Here is a 17,057-nt window from a genome sequence, read left to right on the forward strand (position 1 = left end):
CAAGTCGTTCTTATTTATTTTCTATTTAAAAAATCAAAATCTGTTCCGAAAAGTTGTTAAGTAGGAGCTATTGTCCTGAACTTCATGAGAGGTTTTTATTAAACTCCGTTATACTTCTTGCGATTGAATATGCCAAACGAAGTAAATAGGCGCTAACTGCAATGAGCACAGAAATTCTTTTCCATACTACTTTTGCACACGGAACCAGTAAAACATGGGTTGTATTTATCCATGGAGCCGGTGGTAGTTCGGCAATCTGGTTTCGTCAGCTTAAAGCCTATAAAAAAGAATATAATGTGTTGTTGCTTGATCTTCGTGGTCACGGTAAATCGAATAACTTAGTGCAAAACTTTGTGGATAATAATTATTCGTTTAATAAAGTCTCTAAAGACATTATCGATATGTTAGATCATAACAATATCCCCAGCGCACACTTTGTTGGCATTTCATTGGGTACTATTCTGATTCGCAATATTGCTGAAATTGCGCCGCAATATGTTTCTAGCATGGTGCTAGGCGGTGCAGTGACTCGTTTTAATACTCGCAGTAATACATTGGTTTATTTAGGTAATACTTTTAAACACTTCTTGCCTTATATGTGCTGTATCGCTTATTTGCTTTTATTATGATGCCAAAAAAGCGCCATAAAGAGTCCCGACTTTTGTTTGTTCGTGAAGCAAAACGCTTGTGCCAAAAAGAGTTTATAAAATGGTTTAAATTAGCCATGGACGTAAACCATTTAATGCAATATTTCAAAGAAAAAGACATCGATATTCCCATTCTTTACATAATGGGTAAAGAGGATCATATGTTCCTTGGCCCTGTTAAAAAAATGGTGAAGCGCCATAAAAACAGCGTACTGCAAACTATTCACCATTGCGGCCATGTTTGTAATGTGGAACGCCCTGACTTATTTAATCAGCACTCGCTTGCTTTTATCGCCCAGCATACCCCGCTGGAGTTCAACAATATTCAGATTTAAAGATGCTGATGACTATTTTGATACATGCTGGCTAGCTGAAATGTTGCATCTAAACATTGTACCTTAGAGCTATATTCATCTTCGAGAATTCAGAGCTGTTCGTGACTTAATGCGTAAACGAATGGACATTATTCAACAGTCCACTAGCAAAGATGTTATATGCGTCAGTTTGGATATAAGGTAAGCGTTTAGCTAACGGCATCTAGCCTTGCTTAATATTTTATTGCAGAAGCGGATCTAGGTTATTGGGCAAGCTCAGTTAGTTGCTGTAAGTATCAATGTAGTCGTGCATTACAAGGCCATTCTGACGCGAACAAAATTCCCAGGTAATGCCTTTAGTTAGTTTTTCGCGGTATAAAAAGTTGTTTTTGATAAAGTATTTTGCTGACAATACTCAGTTATAGTTAAATCACTCATTGTTGCTCCTCTATAATATTACGCCAAGGCTCAAGGCTACGTGTTTTTCTCATCGTTACTTCATTGATTGTAATTCAGAGATAGCTTAATAGTTTTGACGAATTATTAGTAGAAGCACTTTGTTAGATGCTTACTTTTGTGATCTAAAAATCACTGTTATGATCTATCCTATAACCATAATTGAGCTGCTCATAGGTAATCATCGATAATCCAGATAATAGCTATTGCCACTGCTTAGCAGTCAGTCTAACGACGTCATCTGTTTTTTTGGATCACTTAAACTTGTCTTTTCGAGGCATTTATACCATGAGGCGAAGCCAGTTTTATCCGAACGCAACATCTTACCACTCATGGCTGATACAGATATTTTGCTCAATAATTGCTGCGAGACTATTGATAGACTTACGAAAATATTCAGGCTGGCGATGTGATAACACGTAATTAATATTCCAAGAGTTCATGCTCAGCTCTCGATTAAATGAGTAAGCCTGATAGGGTCTGTCGTTACAGGGGCTTTACCTGTCTGATTGAAAGAATGATGGCAGCAATAGCTGGTTAGGATGTCCTAGCTATTGGTGGAGTGAAATTTTAATGTACTCAGATAGCTATGGCTGTGTAATTAATTCGGCTTGAGATGCCTGAGAACATATTGTTCTCGAATTTTTTTAACCAGAACTGGCTATCAAGGTTAAAAAATGGTCGCTAAGTTTACTTGTGATGCAGGTAAAGCGGCGACCTTTGTGAAGTCCTGGGGCGAGATTGACAGTCAATTCTAGTAGTATTTTTCCAGATTCAAGTTTAAAATCAATCACTTGGGCGCATTCATAGCCAAAGTATTTTCCAACGTATTTGTGGATAGCTTTGAATAAGGTTTCTTTGGCTGAGAATACCCAGGTTAGAAATTCAGTTTCATCTAGCTTGATTGATTTGCTCAAGTGCAGCTCATCAGGTAACAACACTTCTGATTGGATCTGCTTAGCGACATTCTGGCTTATAAGTTCTTCGACATCAATGCCAAGAAAAGGGTAGTCTTCTCTTTTGCTGACTACTGCTACGGCGAGAGCCTTGCTGTGAGAAATTGAACCGTTGATTCCCGCCGGCCAGCAGGGTTCACCATGTCTTCCGATACCCGGTGGCTCCCAGGCTAAGCCCGCAGCTTGGAAAGCCTGTTGAACTGAACAGCGGCCAGCTAAATACTCAGCCTTTCGTTTTGTGACTGACTGGTTCAGTTTCTCTGGGAATTTGATATGCAGTTCAGAAAATAAGCTCTGACTGAACTGTGCTTGGTCGAATTCGCAGTAACTGATAGCTAAGTTTTGCCACCTGTTAAGGGAGATCATACCCGACTCTCTAATAAAAGAGGATGAGGGAAGTCTTCCTAATGGCATTTCACCATCCTTAGGCAAAAACAAAGTTGGCTTAGAGATAGATGATTTCATCAAGAAGCTCCTTAGCAATAGCGGTTATGCATTTCAATACTTATTCTCCATCTTGTTCTATGAAAAAGTGATTACAAGAAAAAATGATATTTATCGGTAGTATGCAGAGAAAGTCGTCGCCAGCCAGTGATAGCTGATTCTGATGCATAAGGATTCTGTAGACCGCGAAACACCAAAACTGTACAGTTTACAGACTTTTCATCTGCTTTATAGGTGTCGGCAATCCTTAAGTCTGCTCGAAGTATATGCACTACCAGCTGCATGAGTTCATTGTTATTCAGGACTTCCTCTGGCACACGATTGAGCTCTCGTAGCTTTTGGGTAAATAGTATATAGATTCGCGTTCGGCTACAGTGTACGGATCTCGATAGCCTGATGCTAAAAAGTAACCGGTCTGCCTGACGTTTAGTTGTTGAATTCGTGATATCAGCTCATAACTTACGCGGCACCCATGGTTATAGTCAAAAAATACTAGGGGCAATCCAGTATTTGGATAATGTCTGGTAAAAGTGCATCTGCCAAATAGTGCATTTCAGCTATACGCGTTGCTCTACCAGATGATTGTACACCTATGATTTTCTCACACTCGGGAAAGTGCTCCCGCCAATTAGTATATATGGAAGTGTCTCCTTCTACAAAATGCAAACAGAACAGACGTAATTTAAGATTGAAGCGGAGCTGTGGGAATATAAACCAATTACTACTTTCCATTGACATTTTCCTTTAATACCATCCCTGCACCATGTTACTAAACTTCATTTGAAATCTTGCTTCTAAACTTTAAATTTACTGTCCGATCAGAACGATTTCTTGGAATGTGGCTAATAATGATACTACAGGTAGTTAAGAGAAAGACAACTAAACCCTCATGACCCTGTTTTTGAAAATATTAACAGCATAATTACTGCATTCATTTACAGTAATATCTTGAAGGTTAGCTATGAAGAGAAAATACCTAGATATTAATGAGCAAACCATCAATGAATTAGAGGGGGCTTGGGGGTATCTTAATAAACATTTTTATAGTGAGTTAAATTTAGAAAATAATCGTTCTATAGAGTCAGAAAACCCACTTGGGAAACTTACATATTTTATGGAATTTGGGATTTACCCAGCACCTTAATTACAACTGTAAATATCAGAGGTTTATTAGCTGTATATGTTACAAGCTGGTAAAGCTGATCTTGAAGAATTATTTTGTGGGAAACCAATTAAAGGCATTGGAAATTTTTCTGGACGAGAAGCAAAAAAGCAAGACGTTAAATTTTTAGATATGACTTTATCGATGGAAACTATTGGTAATAAAAAGAAAAAACGTTCGCAATATTAAATAGTCGAAGAATTTTTGAGAGCTAAAGGTTCGGACGAAGATCCCGAACACTTATTAAGAAAGTTACGAAGATACAGAAATAAGCCTGCAAACTAAAGACGTACAATAAGCATTCTTATAAGACAATGGTTTCTCAATGTATAGCTGTCGTTTCTTAATAATATGAAGAGAAAAAGCTATCACTTATCTTACTGACAACTGATAGCTAACCACTCAAAACTGCTCTTACCCCTCTAAAGCCGAAACAATAAAATACGGATTCAAATATTCATCTTTGGTGTTGTATAACAGCGGGCTGCCGTCGAGTTTAGTGACTTTTGCGCCGGCGATTTCGGCAATGGCGTGGCCGGCACCGGTGTCCCATTCGCAGGTTGGGCCTAGGCGTGGGTAAATATCGGCGCTGCCTTCGGCGACTAAACACAGTTTTAGTGAGCTGCCTTTTGAGACCATTTCAACCTCATCAAAGCGTTTTACAAACTCGGCTAAATCAGGAGAAGGATGCGAGCGGCTGCCGACTACGCGAATTAAGCCTTTATTTGCTTTAGTCGTTACTTTAAGCTCAATGCGTTCATCACCACGGTCTTTAAATGCGCCGATGGCCTCAGCTGCGAGATAAGACACGCCTAGCGCAGGCGCATCTACTACCGCTAAGATAGGTTTGCCGTTTTCAATCAAGGCGATGTTAACGGTAAACTCACCGTTCTTTTTAATAAATTCTTTCGTGCCGTCGATTGGGTCAACCAACCAATAGCGGGTCCACGTTTGGCGGATATCCCAGCTGATATCGGCGTTTTCTTCACTTAATATAGGAATGTCGGGAGTGAGCTGCTGTAGCCCTGCGACAATAATTTTATGAGCTGCTAAGTCGGCGTCGGTTACAGGGCTTTCATCGGCTTTGTATTCAACGTTAAAGTCCTTTTGATAAATTCCCATTATGGCGCTACCCGCTTGGCGGGCAAGGATCAGGGTTTCTTCTAGCAGTTCGGTTTGGTTCATTGGGGTTAACCTATATTATGTGCTGTTGTTTTAGATACGTTATCAGCTGAACAACCGATTGGTCTAGGGTGTTTTTGCTGGTATCTAAAATTATTTCCGGTGAATTTGGTATTTGGTAGTCTGAATCAATACCTGTGAAGTGTTTTATTTCACCTGCGCGGGCTTTTTTGTATAAGCCTTTTGGATCGCGGCTTTCGCATACGTCCAGTGGTGTGTCTAAAAACACTTCGATAAATTCACCGTCATCGACTAAGTTTCTTACCATATCGCGTTCAGCGCGAAATGGGGAAATAAATGCGGTGAGTACCAATAATCCAGCATCGACTATTAGTTTGGCGGTTTCACCAACGCGGCGGATATTTTCAACTCGGTCTGCGTCGCTAAAGCCTAGGTCTTTACATAAACCGTGGCGTACGTTGTCGCCATCGAGCAGGTAAGTATGAATACCTTGTTGATTAAGTGCGGCTTCTAGCGCGTTTGCTACAGTGCTTTTACCTGAGCCCGAAAATCCGGTAAACCATATAATAGCGCTCTGATGCTTTTTTTGCTCACTACGTTGTGCTTTAGTGGTTGCGTAGTTATGCCAAACAATATTTTCATCCATAGTGAGTTATCTCTTTATGCTGTGCGTGCCGGTATTAAAACGGAAATACTAGCGGGATCAAGGTTAATACTGTTATTGAATAAATAATAGAAAGGGGCAAGCCCATCACTACATAATCTTTTAAACGATAGTTACCCGCGCTGTAAACCATAAGGTTAGTTTGATAACCAAACGGCGATATAAAACTTGCTGATGCGCCAAACGCAACCGCCATAATAAATGGCAGTGGGTCTACGTTAAAGCCAACGGCAAGTGAATAGGCAACCGGAAACGACAATGCTGCAGCGGCGTTATTGGTTATCAGCTCGGTAAATAATACTGTCATTAAAAATATTGCGATAAAGGCGCTGTATGGGCCAAAGTCGCCAAGTACTACAAACATAGCCGCCGATATTTGCCCAGCAAGTCCGGTGCCTATCATTAGTTTTGCTAAGCCTATGGCGCTGCCTACTACGGCGAGTAACTCAATAGGAAAGCGACGTTTTACTTCGCTAAGCTTAATAGTACCGCAAAGCATAAAGCCAATCAGTAATACTAATAAGCCTTTAACTAGCGGCACTAAGCCAATAATACTTAAGCCCAGTACAGCGGCAAAGCTTAGCAGCACAATGTTTGACTGTTTAGGCGCTAGGTGAGTTTGTAAATCAAACCCCGATATATACACAAATTCGCGCTTTAAATTAGGCAAGCTGTAAAAGTTTTTACCCGGGGCGAGTATTAGTGAGTCGCCTGCTTGTAAACGCACTTGCCCTAAACCACCTTGCAGGCGATCGTGGCCGCGGCGAATAGCAATAACGGCCGCATGAAACTGCTCTCTAAAGCGGGCTTCTTTTACGGTTTTACCAATAAATTTTGAAGACTGACTTACAACAACTTCTACTAAGTGTTCTATGTCTTTTTGATGATTGTCGTGCACTACTTTTAAACCATCGAAACGCGTAAGTAGGGGGACTGATTTTATATCGCCCACAAAAAGTAATATGTCGTTTTGTTTAATTATTTGCTGTGGCGTGACCGCACAAATACGTTGGTTATCGCGAATTATTTCGCCTAAAAATAAGTCTTTAAGTTCACGCAGGCCATTTTCTTCTACGGTGCGGCCAATTAACTTTGAACCGGCTTGTACTTTACCTTCAAGATAAAAAGGCACGACTTCTTGGTCGCTTTTACCGTTGTCGGGTAAGTATTTTAACATGACTAAAATAGTGATTAAGCCCACGCTTAATGCGCCCAAACCTACTAAGGTAAAGTCAAAAAAGCCCAGTGGCGCCATGCCCGCATCTACGGCAAAACCATTTACGATTAAGTTGGTAGATGTGCCAATAAGGGTAATAGTGCCGCCTAAAATAGCGGTGTACGATAGCGGTAATAATAACTTTGATGGCGAGTGGTTGGGGTTGTCTTTTATCGCGGTAATTAAGGAGGCAACCACGGCAGTGTTATTGGTAAACGACGATAAAAACGCGGTCGAAAGCCCCAATTTAGTCACTGATTTAACTAAACTACCGCTCGATAGTGATTGCGCTAATTTTTGAATAAGGGTGGTTTTTTCAATCGCAATTGACACTAATATTAATAACACCAAAGTAATTAGCGACGGGTTAGTATAATTAACTAACATGCTTTCTAAATCTATTAGCCCTGCTAAGTAGCTGCTGCCAATGGCTCCCACAAATAGCCATGCAGGATTAAGCCGAGTGCCAAAAAGGCACCCGACTAAAGTAAGCATAATGCCTGTTAAAATGAGCTGATCTACCATGCTTTATATCCTATAACAGGCTAAAAAAGTATTATAACTTTGATATATCAAGCGCTTGCCAATGCGGAAAGTGCTTGCGTACTAAAGTGTTAAACTCAACTTCAAAAGCACTAAAGTTACTTTGCTGCGCTTGGCTTTGCAGTACTTGCTCTATCATACCGGCTGCAATAGTTAAGTTAGATAAGCGATCGATAAGTATAAACGAGCCGGTTTCGTGATTACTGTGATACTCATCAGCCAAAATAGTTTCGCTAAGTTCTAGCGTTACAATAGCGATTTCGTTTAACTGTAGAGTGTCGCTGCTACCATGCTCTAAGGTATTTACATCGATAGTGTGATCAATCTTAGTAACTTGAGCAGAGGTGTTTTTGCTACCAAGTTTAAAGTTATAGCTTTTACCTAGTTGCAGCGGCGTTTCGTGCATCCATACTAATTTAGCTTGTAGCTGGTTGGTAACTATTGCCGTAGAGCTTGCTGGTACAATGACATCGCCTCGGCTAATATCAATTTCGCTATTTAGCGTAACGGTAATTGCTTGGCCAGCTTGTGCACTGTCTAGGTTGCCATCAAAGGTAACAATTTCTTTAATGCTAGAAGTTTTGCCCGATGGTAGTACTTTTATTGCATCGCCCACTTGTAACTTGCCTGAGGCTAGCGTGCCCTGAAAACCACGAAAGTTTAAGTTAGGGCGCGCCACATATTGCACCGGTAAACGTGCTTCAAAGTCAGTGTCGATTTGCGCTGCTGGCGAGTCCTCTAATAACTCTAGCAATGGTTTATCGGTGTAGTAAGGCGTATGTACAGAACGAGTAACTACGTTATCGCCTTTAAGCGCCGACATAGGTACAAATTTAATGTTACTTACATTAAGTTGCTCGGCAAATTTTAAGTAATCAGCTTTAATTTTTTCATAAACAGTTTCGTCAAAATCAACGATATCCATTTTATTAATAGCCACAACAAATTGCTTAATACCAAGCGAGTCACAAATAAAGCTGTGACGTTTAGTTTGTACTTGCACGCCGTAACGTGCATCCACCAAAATAATGGCCACATCGCTGGTTGATGCACCCGTTACCATGTTGCGCGTATACTGCTCGTGCCCTGGGGTATCGGCAATAATAAACTTGCGCTTAGCGGTCGAGAAGTAACGGTACGCTACGTCAATGGTAATACCTTGCTCACGCTCAGCTTGTAGGCCATCAACAAGTAATGCTAAATCAAGGTCATCACCTGCGTTACCTACTTTTTCGTTATCTTTATGTAGCGCTGCTAACTGATCTTCATAAATTTGGTGGCTGTCGTGCAGTAGGCGGCCAATGAGTGTTGATTTACCGTCATCTACGCTGCCACAGGTAAGCATGCGTAATAAGCTTTTGTCTTGCTGACGTGCTAGGTAAGCGTCTATACCGATTGCTTTTACTTCGTTAAATGTGTCGTTATTTTGATTAGCCATTAGAAATACCCTTCACGTTTTTTCTTTTCCATTGAGCCTGCCGAGTCATGGTCAATAACCCGACCTTCACGTTCAGATGACGTAGATAGCAGCATTTCTTCAATAATTTCGGTTAATGAGCTGGCCGTTGATTCCACTGCACCGGTAAGTGGATAGCAGCCTAAAGTACGAAAACGTACCGACTTCATCATTGGCACTTCACCCTCCAAAAGTGGCATACGCTCATCGTCAACCATAATTAAGGTGCCGTCGCGATCAACCACAGGGCGCTCTTTGGCTAGATACAAAGGCACCATGTCGATGTTTTCTTGATAAATATATTGCCAAATATCCAACTCGGTCCAGTTAGACAGTGGGAATACACGAATACTTTCACCTGGATTTACTTGGCTGTTGTACGTATTCCAAAGCTCTGGGCGTTGGTTTTTAGGATCCCAGCGGTGGTGCTTATCGCGAAATGAATAAACACGTTCTTTAGCGCGTGACTTTTCTTCGTCGCGGCGTGCGCCACCAAAGGCGGCATCAAAGCCATATTTGTCGAGTGCTTGCTTTAAACCTTGAGTTTTCATTATATCGGTATGTTTACCAGAGCCATGCTCGAATGGGCTTATACCAATTTCCATGCCTTCTGGGTTTTTATGCACTAGTAGCTCAAAGCCGTATTCTTTGGCAATACGGTCACGAAATTCAATCATTTCGCTAAACTTCCAATTAGTGTCTACGTGTAATAACGGAAACGGAATTTTTGCAGGGTAAAATGCTTTACGCGCTAAGTGCAAAAGTACCGACGAATCTTTACCAATTGAGTAAAGCATTACTGGGTTCTCAAACTCAGCGGCGACTTCGCGCATGATTTTGATACTTTCAGCTTCAAGCTGCTGAAGGTGAGTTAAAGCCATTGTTAGTCGTCCTACTAAAATAATTAAAAGTTAAAATCTAATAAATGTATAAAGCTTATGCCACATCGGTAAGGGGTTGCGCAAAACTGCTAGTTTGCGCTTTGGCACCAAACCAATGTAACTCTTGGTGCAAGGATGCTACTTCGCCAATAATAAGCAGCGCAGGAGAAACCACACTGTTACGCGTAATTAAATCGGCAAGCTCGCCCAGCTTTCCAGTAATTACGCGTTGATTTTTACGGGTGCCGTTTTCAATAATGGCAACGGGTGTATTGGCGTTGCGGCCATGCTTTAAAAGCTCAGCTTGTATATGTGGCGACTTTATCACGCCCATATAAATAGCTAAGGTTTGATTTGGTTTAGCCAGCGATTGCCAATCGAGTTCTTGGCCGTCTTTTTTACAATGCCCGGTTACAAACTGAATCGCTTGTGCGTGGTCACGATGGGTAAGCGGAATACCCGCATAGGCACTGCATCCTGCAGCGGCAGTTATACCAGGTACAATTTGATAATTTACCTTGTTAGCCGCAAGTACTTGTACTTCTTCGCCACCACGACCATAAATAAACGGATCGCCACCTTTAATACGGCATACTTTTTTACCTTGCTTGGCTAAATCGACCAGCATTTGGTTAGTGTCCTGCTGCGCTACGCTGTGATCGCCTAAACGCTTGCCTACACAAATAAGGTCGGCATCGCGGCGCACTAACTCCATGATCTCGTCAGACACTAAATAGTCATAAACCACTACATCGGCTTGTTGCATAAGTTGCAGTGCCTTAAGTGTCAGCAATTCAGGATCGCCAGGGCCTGCACCTACTACATAAACCTCGCCTTCGGGCTCGGCTTTAGCATTTAGCATGTGTTCTAACTGTTGCTCTGCGGCTTGGGTGTCGCCGGTTTGTACTTTACTAACAACAGATGAGTCGAATACGCCTTCCCAAAACTGGCGACGATCGGCAAAGTGCTTAAAGCGTTGTTTTACTTTGCTTCTAAAGCCACCCACAAGCGTTGCCAGCGGGCCAATATGTTGCGGTATTAGGGTTTCTAATTTTTCGCGTAGGCGACGTGCTAATACCGGGGCAGTGCCTGCGCTTGATATAGCAATTGTGATTGGGTTGCGATCGACAATCGATGGAAATATAAAGGTGCACTTAGGCTGATCGTCAACTACATTAACAAAAATGTTATGAGCATTAGCCAGTTCAAACACTTGGCTATTTACATGCTCTAAATCAGTAGCAGCAATTACCAGCATCATATTTTTTAAATGTTGCTCGCTAAAGTACTCATGTATAAGCGTTACTTTATTTTCGCTAGCAAGTTCAATGAGCTGTTGGCAAAATTTGGGAGCGACTAAAGTAATACTGGCACGCGCTTTTAAAAGCGCGCTGCATTTGCGCAAGGCAACATCTCCACCGCCAACAACCAATACAGGTTTGTTGTCGAGTTTGGTAAAGATAGGTAAATACTGCACGTTAATCACACCCCTAAAATAAATGGCTCGTTTAGCCTGATAGCCACAATATAGCGCCACATACTAAGTAAAAAATAATTAAAACCCACTCGTTATAACTAAAAGTTATAACGAGTGGGTTTTTAAGGCCGAAATCTTAATTAGTAAGGCTTTGCGGTCGGTTGCATGTAAAACTAAGGGCTTAGAGTGTTTGGTTATGAGCTATAGCAAGTTTAGGTTACTATAATTACAGGTATTAAATCACGGTATAAATATGATGAGGTTACTATGATTAAACAACAAAAAGAGGCTGCTTTGGCTGTCGCCTTAATGGATTTAACCAGCTTAAATAGCAACGATGATAGTGCCGCTATTAATACGTTAGTGAACAGCATTAACCCTAAATTAGGCACGCCCGCTGCAGTATGTGTTTACAGTGATTTTGTAGCAGAAGCAAAAATAGCCTTAGCTACCAGAGAGCTAAGCCATATAAAAGTAGCCACAGTAACTAACTTTCCAACGGGTGACGCACCTTTAAATACCGTAATAAACGAAACACTAATTGCCATAGAGCGCGGTGCAGATGAAATTGATTTAGTTATTCCATATAAAGCGCTAATAGCGGGTGATAAAAGCCGTGTGCTTGAGTATGTTACCGAGAGCAAAAAAGTCTGTGGGTCGCGCGCTCTACTTAAAGTGATTATAGAAAGCGGCGAGTTACAAACACCTGATTTAATCGCATCAGCCACATTATTAGCTATTAAAGGCGGTGCCGACTTTGTAAAAACCAGTACCGGTAAGGTCGCCGTTAATGCCACGCTTGATGCGACAAAAACTATACTCAATACCATTAAAGAATCGGGCAAGCTAGTTGGCTTTAAAGCGGCGGGAGGAGTTAAAACAGTTGCAGATGCGAGCGATTACTTAACCCTTGCAAGCACTATTATGGGTAATGACTACTTACAAGCAAATACCTTTAGATTTGGCGCATCAAGTTTATTAACTAATGTGTACGCGGTATTAAATGAAGCGTGATAGCGAACAAGAAAAACAACAGTTAGAGCACGAGGCAGCGAGGTTGTTTTTACGTTGTTATGAGCAGCAATATGGCATTCATATGCGCCATATTTGGCATAATGAGCCCAATAAGCCCGACGTTAGCTGCTACAAAGGCGATCAGCAACTTGATATTGAAGTTGCGCATTTATATGCCAGTGAAACCGAAGCAATGGCAGTACTTGGCCGGCCACTGTCAATTCCAATGCAACGGGCATTGGCCGATATGGCGCAAGCCCCAAGTGAGCAAAGGTTACGCCTAGCGTTAGAGAGATTACTGGAGCAAAAAGCCACTAAATCTTATCATTCAGCGCGAACTTGGTTATTAATTCGCAATGCCAGCACTATTTGGCATAAAGCCGACTTTGATGCTCAGCTTAAAATGATTAGTGTGCCGCAAACGCATGCATTTGAGCAAATTTGGTTGCTATGCGATTTCTATCGTGGCGAGTTGGTACGTTTATTTTGATTTTTTTACGGTAACTCATTGCAGGAATGACTTTTTATTGCATAAATAAATATTAATTTAGCGGGTTAAGTGGTTAAATAATGCGGTGTGTAAATTAACGGTGAAGATTTTATCAGATGACAATCTTTACTCTTGTGTTAATGAACTGCGTAAGTATAATAGGCATCCACTTTGCAGGGGCGTAGTTCCAATTGGTAGAACAGCGGTCTCCAAAACCGACGGTTGGGAGTTCGAATCTCTCCGCCCCTGCCAATATTACTCGCGATGCGGGTAAGTCTGGGGTTAAAAATCGGTTTAAATAAGTCTGTTTTTAAGTTTAGATTTTAATGGATTAACCCTACCATAGCGTAGGGTTGTTGTGTCTGTAGTTAAGGTAATAATATTATGAGCACGAATGTAGAAACGCCATCAAGTGCGATGGAGTCAGTAAAGTGGTTAGTAGCAATAGTGCTACTTGCAGGCGCAGTTGTTGGTAATCACATGTTTGCAGATCAGTCTGTATTACTACGTGCGATTGGCGTTGTAGTTGCAATAGCAGCTGGTTTAGCAATTGCCTCGCAAACAGCTAAAGGACGTACTTTCCTTACTTTTGCTAAAGAAGCAAGAATTGAAGTGCGCAAAGTAATTTGGCCAACGCGTCAAGAAACTATCCACACGACATTAATTGTAATGGTTGCAACAGCGATAATGGCACTTATCCTTTGGGGATTAGATGGTATTTTATTCCGCGCTGTAGGCTTTTTAACTGGATTGGAGATCTGATCCCATGTCGGATGAGAACAACGAAATAAAGCTACGTTGGTACGTAGTACAGGCTTTCTCAGGTTATGAGAAGCGTGTTGCACAAACTATTTTAGAACACATTAAAATCAAAGGCCTTGAAGAGAGCTTTGGTGAGGTATTAGTACCAACAGAAGAAGTGATTGAGATGCGCGCTGGTCAAAAGCGTAAATCTGAGCGTAAGTTCTTCCCAGGTTACGTACTAATTCAAATGGATATGAACGATAAAAGCTGGCATTTAGTTAATAGCACAGAACGTGTTATGGGCTTTATTGGTGGTACGTCTGATCGTCCTGCACCAATTAGTGCCAAAGAAGCTGAGCGTATTCTTAATCGTTTACAAGAAAATGCTGAAGCACCTAAACCTGCTACCTTATTTGAACCAGGTGAAGTTGTTCGTGTTACTGACGGTCCATTTGCTGACTTTAGCGGTGTTGTTGAAGAAGTTGACTACGAAAAGAGCCGCGTTAAAGTGTCGGTACTTATTTTTGGTCGTTCTACACCGGTTGAACTTGAATTTGGTCAAGTTGAACAAGATAAGTAATTGATTAAAAAAGTGATGCTAAATTTTTTATAAAATTTGGCACGAAGCTTGAAAAAGGCCGCTGATTAACTTATAATCAGCGGCCTTTTTGTATTTGGGTAAATTAATTTTACGCTACAAAAAGTACGAAACAATTTTTTATATTGGGGAGCCGTTAGAGTACGCGTCCTCGCGCGCACAAGGCTGAGACCCACTTAATGAGGTATTTATAATGGCTAAAAAAGTTGAAGCTCTAATCAAGCTACAAGTTAATGCTGGTATGGCTAATCCTAGTCCACCAGTAGGTCCTGCACTAGGTCAACACGGTGTAAACATCATGGAATTCTGTAAAGCGTTTAACGCACGTACAGAGTCTATCGAAAAAGGCGCTCCAGTTCCTGTAGTGATCTCTGTTTACGGTGACCGTTCTTTTACGTTCGACATGAAAACTCCACCTGCAGCATACTTGCTACTTAAAGCAGCTGGCGTTAAATCAGGCTCAGGCCGTCCTAACACTGAAAAAGTAGGCACAGTAACTCGTGCTCAACTTGAAGAGATTGTTGAGACTAAACGAGCTGACCTTACAGCTTCTGATTTAGAAGCTGCGGTTCGCACTATCGCAGGATCTGCTCGTGCGATGGGCTTGAGCGTAGAGGACTAAGAATATGGCTAAATTAACTAAACGTATGCGTACTATCCGCGAAAAAGTGGAAGTAACTAAAGATTACGAAATCAACGAAGCGATCGCGCTTTTAAAAGAGTTAGCGACAGCTAAGTTTGTAGAAAGTGTTGACGTTGCTGTTAACCTTGGTATCGATGCTCGTAAATCTGATCAAAACGTTCGTGGTGCAACTGTACTACCTAACGGTACTGGTCGTGACGTTCGCGTTGCAGTATTCACACAAGGCGCTAACGCAGAAGCTGCGAAAGAAGCCGGTGCTGAATTAGTAGGTATGGAAGATCTTGCTGAGCTAGTTAAAAAAGGCGAGATGAACTTTGACGTTGTTGTTGCATCACCAGACGCTATGCGTGTTGTTGGTCAACTAGGTCAAATCTTAGGCCCACGTGGTCTAATGCCAAACCCTAAGACTGGTACAGTAACACCTAACGTTGCTGAAGCAGTTAAAAATGCAAAAGCGGGTCAAGTACGTTACCGTAATGACAAAAATGGCATCATCCATACTACTATTGGTAAGGTTGATTTCACTGCTGAGCAATTACAACAAAACCTTGAGTCACTAATTGTTGCGCTTAAGAAGGCTAAACCTTCTCAAGCTAAAGGTGTTTACGTGAAGAAAGTAAGCATCTCTACAACAATGGGCGCAGGCGTTGCTGTTGACCAAAACACGTTAAGCACAACTGTAGCTTAATCGGTGTTTACATGGCGTGAAATTTGTACTATAATTTCGCGCCATTTTGTTGATTAATTCGTTTTTCAGCAAAGTAAAGAATTCGGGTTGAAGTCCATAATTTCGTTGCACCTTAGGGTAAAGCGATAAATTGGACTTCCGTCCAAGACCGTAGGTGGCTTCGGCCTTAATACTCACCTACGTAGACGGTGTAGACCCCAGATAGATTTTTCCTAATCCTTCTGGCTCTCGCCGTAAAAAGCATCTCTATCTTGTTTGATAGGGAAGAGTAGAACAGGGGACACCGAGTGTCGGTAACCCCATTAAACCAGGAGTAACACCCATGGCTTTAAATCTTCAAGGCAAACAAGCAATAGTTGCTGAAGTCAACGAAGCAGCCAATGGTGCTCTATCTGCAGTTGTTGCAGATTCTCGTGGTGTAACAGTTGGCGCAATCACTGCCCTTCGTAAAGAAGCTCGTGCAAATGGTGTTTGGATGAAAGTTGTCCGTAACACTTTAGCAAAACGTGCTCTTGAAGGAACACAGTTTGAGTGCCTTTCTGATTCATTTGTTGGTCCAAGCTTAATCGCTTTCTCATCAGAGCACCCAGGTGCTGCTGCGCGTATCTTTTCTGCTTTTGCAAAAAAGAACGAGAAATTTGAGCTTAAAACGGCCGCTTTTGAAGGAAATGTTGTTGATGCAGCAATGCTTGCTACATTACCTACATACGACGAAGCTGTTGCACGCTTAATGAGCGCTATGAAAGAAGCGTCTGCTGGTAAATTGTGTAAAACAATTGAAGCAGTACGTGTACAGAAAGAAGAGCAAGCTGCTTAATTTTAAGCTGTTTAATCCCTTTCGGTGTAAAATTTATTTGGACTTAAAGTCCGTTAATTATTAGGAAATTTGAAATGTCTGTATCTAAAGACCAAATCCTTGACGCAATTGCTGAAATGTCAGTAATGGACGTTGTTGCTCTTATCGAAGCAATGGAAGAAAAATTCGGCGTAACTGCTGCTGCTGGTATGGTAGCTGGTCCAGCTGCTGAAGCAGTTGAAGAAAAGACTGAATTTGATGTAATCCTTACTGGCGCTGGCGCTAACAAGGTTTCTGCAATCAAAGCAGTTCGTAGCGCAACTGGCCTAGGCCTTAAAGAAGCGAAAGCTCTTGTTGAAGCTGCACCAACACCTGTTAAAGAAGGTATCTCTAAGGAAGAAGCTGAAGCTCTTGCTAAAGACCTTACTGAAGCTGGTGCTGAAGTTGAGGTTAAGTAATTTAGCTTTTGCTAAGTTCGCTGCCTGAGAAATCAGGCAAGGGCTGGTGATTATTTAATCACCGGCCTTTTTGCGCTATAGAGTGATGCACTCTTTTAGTTCAAATAAAATCTGGTTTTTTCTTTACTTTCAACGCTTTATAGTTTGCTAGTGTTAAAGTGGGACTAAATTAGAACAACAATCAAATGTTGTAAATCTTGGCATAGATGCCAGTTAAGTCTGTTCTTACAAGAACAGGTCGGGTCAAAGATCAGCAAGCTGAGGAAC

The 17,057-nt window shown here is 41.5% G+C and carries 20 protein-coding genes and 1 tRNA gene; 13 read left to right on the plus strand and 8 right to left on the minus strand.

Annotation, left to right across the window (positions count from 1 at the left end; translation table 11 throughout):
- The first annotated feature begins 161 nt into the window (after positions 1-161).
- Both PNIG_RS20100 and PNIG_RS20105 read left to right on the plus strand, forming a co-directional pair.
- Positions 162-629, plus strand: coding sequence for an alpha/beta fold hydrolase (locus PNIG_RS20100; protein ID WP_244181049.1), 468 nt, complete (start codon positions 162-164; stop codon positions 627-629).
- Entirely contained in the window at positions 626-982 is a 357-nt protein-coding gene (locus PNIG_RS20105; protein ID WP_244181050.1) for an alpha/beta fold hydrolase, read from the plus strand. Before PNIG_RS20100 ends, PNIG_RS20105 begins: the two co-directional genes overlap by 4 nt.
- A 1,082-nt stretch (positions 983-2,064) precedes the next feature.
- Here PNIG_RS20105 and PNIG_RS01095 read toward each other — a convergent pair.
- Both PNIG_RS01095 and PNIG_RS20345 read right to left on the minus strand, forming a co-directional pair.
- Positions 2,065-2,838 carry a 4'-phosphopantetheinyl transferase family protein gene (locus PNIG_RS01095; RefSeq protein WP_089367599.1) on the minus strand — a complete coding sequence of 258 codons (774 nt, stop codon included), beginning with the start codon at positions 2,836-2,838 and terminating at the stop codon, positions 2,065-2,067.
- Positions 2,839-3,309: 471 nt separating this feature from the next.
- Complete coding sequence (locus tag PNIG_RS20345; RefSeq protein ID WP_115121812.1) at positions 3,310-3,555, minus strand: thioesterase domain-containing protein; 246 nt, start codon at positions 3,553-3,555, stop codon at positions 3,310-3,312.
- Between the two features lie 223 nt (positions 3,556-3,778).
- Here PNIG_RS20345 and PNIG_RS01105 point away from each other — a divergent pair, with 223 nt between their 5' ends.
- Positions 3,779-3,961 carry a hypothetical protein gene (locus PNIG_RS01105; protein ID WP_089367601.1) on the plus strand — a complete coding sequence of 61 codons (183 nt, stop codon included), beginning with the start codon at positions 3,779-3,781 and terminating at the stop codon, positions 3,959-3,961.
- A gap of 36 nt (positions 3,962-3,997) precedes the next feature.
- Positions 3,998-4,168, plus strand: coding sequence for a hypothetical protein (locus PNIG_RS19870; RefSeq protein WP_157695999.1), 171 nt, complete (start codon positions 3,998-4,000; stop codon positions 4,166-4,168).
- A gap of 225 nt (positions 4,169-4,393) precedes the next feature.
- Here the strand turns inward: PNIG_RS19870 and cysQ are convergent, their stop codons facing one another.
- From cysQ to cysG, 6 genes are read right to left on the minus strand one after another with little or no spacing between them, the layout of a single operon-like run.
- Complete coding sequence (gene cysQ, locus PNIG_RS01110; RefSeq protein WP_089367602.1) at positions 4,394-5,164, minus strand: 3'(2'),5'-bisphosphate nucleotidase CysQ; 771 nt, start codon at positions 5,162-5,164, stop codon at positions 4,394-4,396.
- A 10-nt stretch (positions 5,165-5,174) separates the two neighbouring features.
- Positions 5,175-5,768: an adenylyl-sulfate kinase gene (gene cysC, locus PNIG_RS01115; RefSeq protein WP_089367603.1), complete on the minus strand. Its 594-nt coding sequence runs from the start codon at positions 5,766-5,768 to the stop codon at positions 5,175-5,177.
- A 34-nt stretch (positions 5,769-5,802) separates the two neighbouring features.
- Positions 5,803-7,527, minus strand: coding sequence for an SLC13 family permease (locus PNIG_RS01120; protein WP_011326928.1), 1,725 nt, complete (start codon positions 7,525-7,527; stop codon positions 5,803-5,805).
- 31 nt (positions 7,528-7,558) lie between these two features.
- On the minus strand, positions 7,559-8,983 hold the full coding sequence (cysN, locus tag PNIG_RS01125) for a sulfate adenylyltransferase subunit CysN (RefSeq protein ID WP_011326929.1): 1,425 nt from the start codon (positions 8,981-8,983) through the stop codon (positions 7,559-7,561).
- A complete protein-coding gene (gene cysD, locus PNIG_RS01130) occupies positions 8,983-9,882 on the minus strand; it encodes a sulfate adenylyltransferase subunit CysD (RefSeq protein ID WP_011326930.1) in 900 nt (299 codons plus the stop codon). Before cysD ends, cysN begins: the two co-directional genes overlap by 1 nt.
- Before the next feature lie 55 nt (positions 9,883-9,937).
- A complete protein-coding gene (gene cysG / locus PNIG_RS01135; RefSeq protein ID WP_011326931.1) occupies positions 9,938-11,359 on the minus strand; it encodes a siroheme synthase CysG in 1,422 nt (473 codons plus the stop codon).
- A 267-nt stretch (positions 11,360-11,626) separates the two neighbouring features.
- Here cysG and deoC point away from each other — a divergent pair, with 267 nt between their 5' ends.
- From deoC to rplL, 9 genes are all read left to right on the plus strand, one after another.
- Complete coding sequence (deoC, locus tag PNIG_RS01140) at positions 11,627-12,373, plus strand: deoxyribose-phosphate aldolase (RefSeq protein WP_011326932.1); 747 nt, start codon at positions 11,627-11,629, stop codon at positions 12,371-12,373.
- Positions 12,363-12,863 carry a hypothetical protein gene (locus PNIG_RS01145; protein ID WP_089367604.1) on the plus strand — a complete coding sequence of 167 codons (501 nt, stop codon included), beginning with the start codon at positions 12,363-12,365 and terminating at the stop codon, positions 12,861-12,863. Before deoC ends, PNIG_RS01145 begins: the two co-directional genes overlap by 11 nt.
- Before the next feature lie 175 nt (positions 12,864-13,038).
- Positions 13,039-13,115, plus strand: a tRNA-Trp gene (locus tag PNIG_RS01150).
- Between the two features lie 132 nt (positions 13,116-13,247).
- Positions 13,248-13,625, plus strand: coding sequence for a preprotein translocase subunit SecE (secE, locus tag PNIG_RS01155; protein ID WP_011326934.1), 378 nt, complete (start codon positions 13,248-13,250; stop codon positions 13,623-13,625).
- Between the two features lie 4 nt (positions 13,626-13,629).
- Positions 13,630-14,187: a transcription termination/antitermination protein NusG gene (gene nusG / locus PNIG_RS01160; RefSeq protein WP_011326935.1), complete on the plus strand. Its 558-nt coding sequence runs from the start codon at positions 13,630-13,632 to the stop codon at positions 14,185-14,187.
- A 211-nt stretch (positions 14,188-14,398) separates the two neighbouring features.
- Positions 14,399-14,827, plus strand: a complete 429-nt coding sequence (gene rplK / locus PNIG_RS01165; RefSeq protein ID WP_011326936.1) for a 50S ribosomal protein L11 — start codon at positions 14,399-14,401, stop codon at positions 14,825-14,827.
- A gap of 4 nt (positions 14,828-14,831) precedes the next feature.
- On the plus strand, positions 14,832-15,536 hold the full coding sequence (gene rplA, locus PNIG_RS01170) for a 50S ribosomal protein L1 (protein ID WP_011326937.1): 705 nt from the start codon (positions 14,832-14,834) through the stop codon (positions 15,534-15,536).
- Between the two features lie 322 nt (positions 15,537-15,858).
- A complete protein-coding gene (gene rplJ, locus PNIG_RS01175) occupies positions 15,859-16,353 on the plus strand; it encodes a 50S ribosomal protein L10 (protein WP_011326938.1) in 495 nt (164 codons plus the stop codon).
- A 74-nt stretch (positions 16,354-16,427) separates the two neighbouring features.
- Positions 16,428-16,790 (plus strand): 50S ribosomal protein L7/L12, encoded by a 363-nt coding sequence (gene rplL / locus PNIG_RS01180; protein WP_011326939.1) that lies wholly within the window; start codon positions 16,428-16,430, stop codon positions 16,788-16,790.
- The last annotated feature ends 267 nt before the right edge of the window (positions 16,791-17,057 follow it).

Source organism: Pseudoalteromonas nigrifaciens (assembly GCF_002221505.1).
GTDB lineage: Bacteria > Pseudomonadota > Gammaproteobacteria > Enterobacterales > Alteromonadaceae > Pseudoalteromonas > Pseudoalteromonas nigrifaciens.

Excerpts from the sequence above, each read along its gene's own strand:
- PNIG_RS01120 (WP_011326928.1), bottom strand. The coding sequence starts at position 7,527 with ATGGTAGATCAGCTCATTTTAACAGGCATTATGCTTACTTTAGTCGGG.
- PNIG_RS01105 (WP_089367601.1), top strand. The coding sequence starts at position 3,779 with ATGAAGAGAAAATACCTAGATATTAATGAGCAAACCATCAATGAATTA.
- rplA (WP_011326937.1), top strand. The coding sequence starts at position 14,832 with ATGGCTAAATTAACTAAACGTATGCGTACTATCCGCGAAAAAGTGGAA.
- nusG (WP_011326935.1), top strand. The coding sequence starts at position 13,630 with ATGTCGGATGAGAACAACGAAATAAAGCTACGTTGGTACGTAGTACAG.
- cysQ (WP_089367602.1), bottom strand. The coding sequence starts at position 5,164 with ATGAACCAAACCGAACTGCTAGAAGAAACCCTGATCCTTGCCCGCCAA.
- rplK (WP_011326936.1), top strand. The coding sequence starts at position 14,399 with ATGGCTAAAAAAGTTGAAGCTCTAATCAAGCTACAAGTTAATGCTGGT.
- rplJ (WP_011326938.1), top strand. The coding sequence starts at position 15,859 with ATGGCTTTAAATCTTCAAGGCAAACAAGCAATAGTTGCTGAAGTCAAC.
- PNIG_RS20100 (WP_244181049.1), top strand. The coding sequence starts at position 162 with ATGAGCACAGAAATTCTTTTCCATACTACTTTTGCACACGGAACCAGT.
- PNIG_RS20105 (WP_244181050.1), top strand. The coding sequence starts at position 626 with ATGATGCCAAAAAAGCGCCATAAAGAGTCCCGACTTTTGTTTGTTCGT.
- secE (WP_011326934.1), top strand. The coding sequence starts at position 13,248 with ATGAGCACGAATGTAGAAACGCCATCAAGTGCGATGGAGTCAGTAAAG.
- cysN (WP_011326929.1), bottom strand. The coding sequence starts at position 8,983 with ATGGCTAATCAAAATAACGACACATTTAACGAAGTAAAAGCAATCGGT.
- PNIG_RS01145 (WP_089367604.1), top strand. The coding sequence starts at position 12,363 with ATGAAGCGTGATAGCGAACAAGAAAAACAACAGTTAGAGCACGAGGCA.
- PNIG_RS19870 (WP_157695999.1), top strand. The coding sequence starts at position 3,998 with ATGTTACAAGCTGGTAAAGCTGATCTTGAAGAATTATTTTGTGGGAAA.
- deoC (WP_011326932.1), top strand. The coding sequence starts at position 11,627 with ATGATTAAACAACAAAAAGAGGCTGCTTTGGCTGTCGCCTTAATGGAT.
- cysC (WP_089367603.1), bottom strand. The coding sequence starts at position 5,768 with ATGGATGAAAATATTGTTTGGCATAACTACGCAACCACTAAAGCACAA.
- PNIG_RS01095 (WP_089367599.1), bottom strand. The coding sequence starts at position 2,838 with ATGAAATCATCTATCTCTAAGCCAACTTTGTTTTTGCCTAAGGATGGT.
- cysD (WP_011326930.1), bottom strand. The coding sequence starts at position 9,882 with ATGGCTTTAACTCACCTTCAGCAGCTTGAAGCTGAAAGTATCAAAATC.
- PNIG_RS20345 (WP_115121812.1), bottom strand. The coding sequence starts at position 3,555 with ATGTCAATGGAAAGTAGTAATTGGTTTATATTCCCACAGCTCCGCTTC.
- rplL (WP_011326939.1), top strand. The coding sequence starts at position 16,428 with ATGTCTGTATCTAAAGACCAAATCCTTGACGCAATTGCTGAAATGTCA.